The 8534-nt window shown below is 50.1% G+C and carries 8 protein-coding genes; all 8 read right to left on the reverse strand.

The features are described from left to right. A partial coding sequence (locus VB081_RS13130) for a TIM barrel protein (protein ID WP_323401231.1) occupies window positions 1–572 on the reverse strand: 572 nt, incomplete at its 3' end. Window positions 573–590: 18 nt separating this feature from the next. Continuing rightward, entirely contained in the window at window positions 591–1811 is a 1221-nt protein-coding gene (locus tag VB081_RS13135) for a peptidase U32 family protein (RefSeq protein ID WP_323401232.1), read from the reverse strand. Continuing rightward, window positions 1808–3058 (reverse strand): endolytic transglycosylase MltG, encoded by a 1251-nt coding sequence (gene mltG, locus VB081_RS13140; RefSeq protein WP_323401233.1) that lies wholly within the window; start codon window positions 3056–3058, stop codon window positions 1808–1810. The genes VB081_RS13135 and mltG overlap by 4 nt, the downstream gene beginning before the upstream one ends. 17 nt (window positions 3059–3075) lie before the next feature. Further along, window positions 3076–3429 carry a YlbF family regulator gene (locus VB081_RS13145; RefSeq protein WP_323401234.1) on the reverse strand — a complete coding sequence of 118 codons (354 nt, stop codon included), beginning with the start codon at window positions 3427–3429 and terminating at the stop codon, window positions 3076–3078. A gap of 11 nt (window positions 3430–3440) precedes the next feature. After that, window positions 3441–5189, reverse strand: a complete 1749-nt coding sequence (locus tag VB081_RS13150; protein ID WP_323401235.1) for a ribonuclease J — start codon at window positions 5187–5189, stop codon at window positions 3441–3443. Window positions 5190–5245: 56 nt separating this feature from the next. Then, complete coding sequence (gene hslU, locus VB081_RS13155) at window positions 5246–6625, reverse strand: ATP-dependent protease ATPase subunit HslU (RefSeq protein ID WP_323401236.1); 1380 nt, start codon at window positions 6623–6625, stop codon at window positions 5246–5248. Between the two features lie 8 nt (window positions 6626–6633). Then, window positions 6634–7164: an ATP-dependent protease subunit HslV gene (hslV, locus tag VB081_RS13160; protein WP_323401237.1), complete on the reverse strand. Its 531-nt coding sequence runs from the start codon at window positions 7162–7164 to the stop codon at window positions 6634–6636. Between the two features lie 13 nt (window positions 7165–7177). Further along, complete coding sequence (trmFO, locus tag VB081_RS13165) at window positions 7178–8503, reverse strand: methylenetetrahydrofolate--tRNA-(uracil(54)-C(5))-methyltransferase (FADH(2)-oxidizing) TrmFO (protein ID WP_323401238.1); 1326 nt, start codon at window positions 8501–8503, stop codon at window positions 7178–7180. Window positions 8504–8534 lie beyond the last annotated feature (31 nt).

The raw sequence follows: 8534 nt of genomic DNA on the forward strand, positions 1-8534 counted from the left end.
GTTTTGATCCCGCCAAGCGTACGCGCATTCAGGTGTCCAAAGTCGATCGCAGGGTAGATACAGTCGTCGATACGCGCGATCTCTCCCACTTCATCAAGGTCAGCGATCTGGTTCAGTTTCCCCATCGTTTCCGCACAATAAATAAAATCTTTAAAGCCTTCGCCCTTCAGGATATCAATTATATTTTTCAGATTTTTTTTAACGTTTTCGAAAGCAACTGTTCTGTCGCATTTTGCACACGAACCGGGATGAAAGACGATCCTTTGTGCGCCCAGATATCCGGCCGCTATTGTCGATTCCCGAAAATAGGTCAGGTTCTTCTCAAATTTATCTTCCGTATCGTTCGCAAGATTGATATAATACGGCGCATGCACGCTCATAGCAATGCCATGATCGCGCGCCTGCTCTCTGATGGCCACACCTGTTTCTTCGCGCAGCTTCACACCTCTGCCAAACGAATATTCAAATGCATTGAGACCCATATCGGAAATCCACTTAGGCGCGTCCACTGTATGCTTATATCCCTGTTCATAAAATGCGTCCGAATTCCCCGCCGGGCCAAATCGTATCATATTCTCAAGTCTCCCATATCAATTATGCCTGCGCAAAACGTCGCCCGCCTGCAGCGGATACGGACAGTTGATGCGCAGTGCCTGCTGCGGGTGCGGCGCGCTGTCCTGTTCTTCTCCTGCCAGCGTTTCGATGCGTTCTACAAGGAAGGCCGCCCCATGCACAGCCGGCGACAACACCTCCAGCGTTTCTCCCACGCTGAACTTGTTTCTCTGCTCTACATTAACCATCCCGTCATGTGCGCAATCCGTTACTTTTGCCACAAAGGTATATTTGCGCAGGTCAACATCCCGCTGCGTGTCCTGTCCTGCCTGTCCCGGTTCTCCAAAAAAGAATCCCGTGCTAAACCCGCGCGTAGCAGATTTCACCAATTCTTCCTCCAGCCCCTCGTCAAACACATAAGCGCTTCCCTGCTCATAATAAGCGTCGATCGCGCGTCGATATGCGCTGACTACGGAAGCAACATAATAAGCAGACTTCATGCGTCCCTCGATTTTAAAAGAAGTAATGCCCGCATCGATCAATTCCGGAATATAACGGATCATCATCAAATCACGGGAATTCATAATATACGTGCCTTTGTCGTCTTCCGTAATTTTAAAATACTGGCCGTCATAACCCTTTTCATATAGGTAATATTCCCAGCGGCAGGGCTGCGCACATGCGCCTTTGTTGCCGCTGCGCCCGGTAAGCGCGGCACTCAACAGACAGCGCCCCGAATGCGCCACACACATCGCGCCATGCACAAAAGCCTCGATCTCAAGACCCTCCGGCGCATTCTCACGAATAACCCTGATGTCCTCAAGCGGCACTTCGCGTGACAAGACGATGCGCTTGATCCCTTGCTCATACCAAAAAGAAGCAGACAAATAGTTGGTCGTATTTGCCTGCGTACTCAAATGCACTGTGATTGGGATCTGATCCCGACGGACAATGTACAGCACCGCCGGATCAGAAACAATGATCCCGTCTGCGCCGATCTCTGCAAGAAAAGAGAGATAGGGCGAAAGCCCTTCAAGCTCATGGTTAAAAAGCACCGCATTGACTGTGATATATATCCTTTTGCCCAGCGCGTGAGCATATTCCACACTTGCGCGCAGCTCGTCGTCCGTAAAATTATCCGCAAAGGCGCGCAACCCAAAATCCTTGCCCGCCATATATACAGCATCCGCGCCAAAGTAAAGTGCAGTTTCCATGCACTCCCTGTTGCCCGCGGGCGCCAGCAGCTCTATCTTGCTCATTCGCCGTCCGCCTGTGTCGCGTTTTCCGCGTCCGCCTGTGCGTACAGGTGTCCGTATTTCGAAACGTTCTCGTCATGCTCCTCAAGTGTCTTGGCAAATACCATTTCACCTGTTTTGGGGTCTTTCAACGTGAAGTAGAAGTATTCCTCATAACCCTCGTCCGGATACAGCGCCGCTTCAAGCGCCGCCTTACTCGGATTACAGATCGGGCCGATTGGCAGCCCCATGATCTTGCGCGTATTATATGGAGAATCCGTATCAAGCTCCGCATCCGTCAAGGCAAGCTTCTTTACCCCCAGCGCATATGCAAGCGTCGCGTCCGAATCCAGTCTCATTTCATTATCAAGACGATTATGGAAGACCATCGATACTTTCTTAAAATCCGCGGCCTTTGCTTCTTTTTCAATGATCGACGCAAGTGTTACTGCGTCATGGACAGTCATGCCTATCTCTTCCGCGCGCTCACGGTACGTCTGCTCCTTGCCCTCTGCCTTCATATCGAGTATCTCATTGAAGCGGTCAAGCTGTTTTTGGATCGCGTCCGAAGCAGAAGCGTTGGTATAAAAATCATATGTATCCGGGAACAAATACCCCTCCAGAACATAAAGCATACCATTTCCGTTTTCCGCGTTCTTCGTGACCGCATCCGCAATAAACGAATACCCGACAAACGATTCTCCCGTTTTGGCAAGCTCCAGATATTCCGTCGTATTCTTCAGAATACCGCTCGCCACCAGCACATTCGCATAATCCGTCACGCCAAGGCCTTCAATAAATTGTATCCGCGCGGTAGAAGCGGACGATTTCCCCTTTTGCAGAGCATAGATCAGGTCGTCAAAATCCATATTCTTAGAAAGCTGGTATGTACCCGCCTTCAACTTAGACGTCATATCCGAAAAATCGACATAAAACTTAAACACTTGCTTGTTCTGAATAAGCTCGTTGTCGTACAGTATCTCAGAAATCTTGCTCAAAGAAGAACCCTTGGGGATCGTCACCTCGACGGATGCCGTATCGTTTACGTCCACCGGATCAAAGTAATGTCCTTTTACATAGTTGATCACGCCGTAAACAATACCCCCGACGATCGCCAGACTGACCACCACGGCAACAAGCGGGCGCAATTTTGCCCAAACAGAAGAAGACCCTTTCTTTTTCTTGGGCGGCTTCTCGCTGTCCACCAATATCTTGTGTGTTTCCAGCTCCTTATTCTCTTTCAGGTAAATATCGTTCAGTTTTTTTGCCAAACCCTGCTTCTCCCGTGTCAGTCCTCGTCAAACATATTCGCGCCTACGTCGCACGCTTCACCGATGATCTTGTAAAGATCGGACACCAGTGAATTAAAGCGGTACTCCGCAGTAAAAAACTCCGTGATCTTCGGATTGAACTGCAGCACCTCTCCCATCTTCTGGATTTTCTCCATCAGCTCTGGCTTCGGCTCTTGCCCCGTCATATAGGCGGCCTGCGCCTCAAACTGCAGCTTTTTATAGTCCTTGATCATGCGCTTATTCTGCTCATCCTCATAGACCTCGTCTTTTATTTTAAGATATTCTTTATATTCTTCGCTCTGCTTGATGATTGCGGCCAACTCATTCGCCTTATCGTAAACATTTACCATGACATTTCTCCTTATACTTCGATGATGATCGGCAGGATCATCGGGCTGCGCTGCGTCATATCATAAAGATAATTAGACAAGTCTTTCCTGATGAAATTCTTGAGGGTAGACCAGTCGCTTGTCCCGTTGTCTTTGCACATATCCACGATCTCCGTCACAATGCTTTTCGACCGTTCCAGAAGGTCTTCTGATTCCTTCATATATACAAATCCGCGCGACACGATGTCCGGCGTCGAGATCAACTCCCCTGTCTCATTTGCGATGGTGACCACGACGATAAATAACCCGTCTGACGAAAGCTGCTTGCGGTCACGCAGTACCACATTGCCTACATCTCCCACTCCAAGCCCGTCGATCAGCACACTGCCAGACTGCACCGTATCCTTTTGCAGCCCCATCCTGCGATTCAGCTCGATGACCGAACCGATTTCCGGGATAAAGATATTTTTCTTTTTGATGCCCATCTTTTCCGCAAGCGCCGCATGTTTGTATAAGTGCCTGTACTCGCCGTGTACCGGAATAAAATATTTCGGTTTCACAAGCGAAAGCATCAGCTTCAGTTCTTCCTGACAGGCATGTCCCGATACATGCACCATGTCGACCGCGTCATTGATCACATTTGCGCCCTTACGGTAAAGCATGTTGATCACGTCCGAAACATAGCGCTCATTCCCGGGGATCGGGGACGCCGATATAATAACGAGGTCGCCTTCTTTGATATTGATCTTCGCGTGCTGACCCATCGCCATACGAACAAGCCCGGACATTGTTTCTCCCTGGCTTCCCGTTGTCAAAATGACGACCTGGTTGTCACGCAGTTTCTTTATTTCATCGAACGACACAAACATATCGTCGTCCACATTAAGATAGCCAAGTTCGCGGGTGACGCCTACAATCTTTAACATACTTCTGCCCGACAGGCATATCTTCTTATTAAAGATTTTCGCAACGTCGATCACCTGCTGGATCCTGTGCACATTTGACGCAAACGAAGCAACGATCACACGTCCCTTTGCCTGTCTGAAATAGTTGACGAACGTCTCGCCCACCTGGCTTTCCGACATGGTAAATCCGCTTCTTTCCGCGTTTGTACTGTCAGACATCAGCGCAAGCACGCCTTTTTTACCAAACTCCGCAAAGCGGCTTAACTCCATCACTTCCCCGCACGCCGGCGTCAAGTCAATCTTAAAATCGCCCGTATGCACCAGCATACCAAGCGGCGTCGTGATCGCAAGCCCCATCGCGTCGTCGATCGAATGGCTGACTTTTACAAATTCCACCGTAAATACGCCCGCCTTCACTTTTTCGCCGTTCCCTACGACATGGATGTCTGGCACAACACCCGGATGCTCCGTCAGCTTCGCCTCGATCAGCGCCATCGTCAGGGTAGATCCATACATCGGTACATTCATTTTCTGCAAGATATAAGGCACGCCGCCGATATGGTCTTCATGCCCATGCGTAAAAAAGATTCCCCTGATCTTATCAATATTCTTTTGCAGATACGTCGTATCCGCGATTACATAGTCGACACCCAGCATTTCTTCCCGCGGAAACATCATGCCAGCGTCAACAACGATGATGTCGTTTCCGTACTCTATCACCGTCATGTTTTTACCGATCTCGCCGATCCCGCCAAGCGGTATGATTTTTAGGGAAGGAACCGATTTTTTCTCGTTCTTTTTCTGTTGATGCTCCGGTTTCTTCGCCTTATGATTCTTTTGTTCCAAATTATTATCTCTCTTTCTATTTGTATCCATTATAACATAAACACTTCCAATTCACATTTTTTCCTTTATCAATATCCGTTCCTTGCCTACAGGATAAACTTCTGCAGGTTCTGGTATTGTTCTTCGTTTTTCAGATGCTCCACCACATAATTTTCGTCAATAACGACCTCCACCGCCGGCTCCAGGCCACTTGCGTTATAAGAGATGTCGTTTAACAGGTTCTCCATGATGGTATGCAGCCTGCGCGCACCGATGTTCTCCGTGCTTTCATTTACGATCTGCGCAAATTCCGCAATCTTTTTCAACGCTTCCGGTGTAAACACAAGATTCACGCCATCCGCCAATAAAAGCGCTTCATACTGCTTTGTGATCGCGTTCTTCGGCTGTGTCAAAATCTGTTCGAATTCCTTTTTTGTCAGGTTTTCAAGCTCGACCTTGATCGGAAAACGTCCTTGCAGCTCCGGGATCAGGTCGGAAATCTTCGCCACATGGAAAGCCCCTGCCGCAATAAAAAGCATATAGTCCGTTTTGACCGGGCCGTATTTGGTAACGACCGTGCTTCCTTCCACAATAGGAAGGATATCCCTCTGCACGCCCTCGCGCGATATATCCGGGCCGCTTCCCATACCTTTGCCCGCTACCTTATCGATCTCATCCAAAAAGATGATGCCGTCCTGTTCCGCACGTTCGATCGCCGTCTGCGTCACCTCGTCCATATCGATAAGCTTTTCCGCTTCTTCCTGCTCCAAAATCTTGCGCGCTTCCGGTACGCTCACCTTGCGTTTTTTTGTCTTGGTCGGCAGGATGCCCGAAAGAAGGTCTCCCATGCTCTCGCCGCCCATGCCGGGTATCTCCATACCCATATTCTGCGACACTTCGACCTCTATCTCGATCATCAGGCTGTCAAGCTTGCCTGCGCGCAGGTTTGCCCGCACTTCATCCCTTCTCGAAACCCTTTTTTGTTTTTCCTCGTCCGACTCTGCCGGGGGCGCTTCAATTTGCGGCGCGCCAAACAGCATCCCCAGAGGATTGCTGTTCTGCCTTGCCTGCTTGTTGGGTACAAGAATATCCACCAGACGGTCTTCCGCGTTCTGCGCGGCACGATCTTTTACTGTTTCAAAACGGTTTTGCTTGACCATACGGATCGAAGCCTCCACAAGATCGCGGATCATCGATTCCACATCACGTCCCACATAACCGACTTCTGTAAACTTCGTCGCCTCTACCTTGATAAACGGTGCGTCCATCAGTTTGGAAAGTCTGCGCGCGATCTCCTTTTTGCCCACGCCTGTAGGCCCCATCATAATGATGTTTTTTGGTGTGATCTCCTCGCGCATATCTTCGTCTAGCTTGCTTCTCCTGTAGCGGTTACGAAGTGCGATCGCCACAGCACGTTTCGCTTTGTCCTGTCCGACGATATATTTATCGAGCGCCGCTACGATTTCTTTTGGCGTTAAATATGACATATACTCACCTACACCTCTTCCACTTTAATATTGTCGTTGGTATATACGCATATCTCGCTTGCTATTTTAAGCCCTTTATATGCGATTTCCTTTGCCGAGAGCTCCGTATTCTGCATCAGCGCACGCGCCGCCGAAAGGGCATAGTTTCCGCCCGAACCGATCGCGAATACGCCGTCGTCCGGCTCTATCACTTCGCCCGTACCGGAAATGATCAACAGGTTTTCCTTGTCCGCCGCGATCAGCATCGCTTCTAACTTCCGCATTGCCTTATCTCTGCGGCATTCCTGCGCCAGCTCTACCGCCGCACGCTGCAAACTGCCGCCGTATTCCTCTAGCTTCGCTTCAAATTTCTCGGACAAAGCGAACGCATCCGCCACGCTGCCCGCAAAACCGATCACGACCTTGTCGCCAAAAATCCGGCGCACCTTCGTCGCGCTCTTTTTCATAATAACACTCTCGCCCATCGTGACCTGTCCGTCCCCGGCGATCGCGCAGCTGTCCCCTATCTTTACTGCCAGTATTGTCGTTGCTTTTAACATGATTGTCCTCCGCTCAAACGATCGAAAACTCCTCTATCGTCTGCTCTACTTTCTTAAGCGCCCGCAAAGCGATGCGCGTATTTTTTTCTTCCTTTTTCCGCACCTTTTCCCCCAAGGGGCGTATGATCCCAAAATTGATGTTCATCGGCTGGAAATTTGATGTCACCGCACCACAAACATGATTGCACAAAGCGCCGCTTGCCGTATCGTCATCAAATTCCGGCAGCGGTTTTTCAAGCAGCTCATACGCTGTAAAGATCCCTGCCATGAGCCCGCTCGATGCACTTTCCACATAACCCTCCACACCCGTGATCTGCCCCGCAAAACGGATATTCGGCTGCTTCTTGAGCCGATAATACCTGTCCAGCATTTTAGGAGCATTCAAAAATGTATTACGATGCATCACGCCGTAGCGCAAAAACTCCGCGTTTTTAAGCGCCGGGATCAGCCCAAACACGCGTGACTGCTCCGCAAACTTAAGATGCGTCTGGAACCCCACCAGATTATACATACTTCCGTTCTCGTCTTCCCTACGCAGCTGTACAACGGCAAACGGCTCCCTGCCTGTCTTCGGGTCGGTCAGTCCCTTTGGCTTCAACGGCCCGAACAGCATCGTATCATGTCCGCGCCCTGCCATCGTTTCGATGGGCATACAACCCTCGAACACACCTTCTTTTTCAAAACCGTGCATCTGCGCACATTGTGCCGCCACCAGCTCACGGTAAAAAACCTCATATTCTTCACGCGTCATTGGACAATTCACATAATCGTCCCCGCCATGCTCATAGCGCGAAGCAAAAAACGCATGATCCATATCGATGCTCTGCGCTGAAACGATAGGCGCCGCCGCATCAAAAAAGTGCAGATATTCTTCCCCGCCCAGCTTTCGTATTTCTTGCGCAAGGCCATCCGATGTCAGCGGTCCGCTCGCAATCACCACAATTTCATCCGTAAAACGGCCGAGATCTGTAACCTCTTGCCCGATCACCTCAATATCAGGGTTTTCTGCTATCGCTTTTGTCACCGCCGCAGAAAATGCCTGCCTGTCGACAGCAAGCGCGCCGCCTGCCGCCACCCGGTTTTCGTCCGCCACCCGCATGACCAGGCTGCCTAAAAGCCGCATTTCCTGCTTTAGGAGTCCCGGTGCATTGTGGATCCTGTCCGAGCGAAACGAGTTACTGCAAACGAGTTCCGCAAAACCGTCCGCACTGTGCGCCGGCGTCCTTTTCTGCGGTTTCATTTCATAAAGCCGCACCGCGATCCCGCGCTTTGCAAGCTGGTACGCACATTCGCATCCCGCCAGCCCCGCGCCAATCACATTAACTGTCTTTTTTTGCATCAGTCTTCTTTTTCTGGTTCGTCTCGCATTC

It is taken from the genome of Christensenella sp., assembly GCF_034927525.1.
Classification (GTDB): Bacteria; Bacillota; Clostridia; order Christensenellales; family Christensenellaceae; genus Christensenella.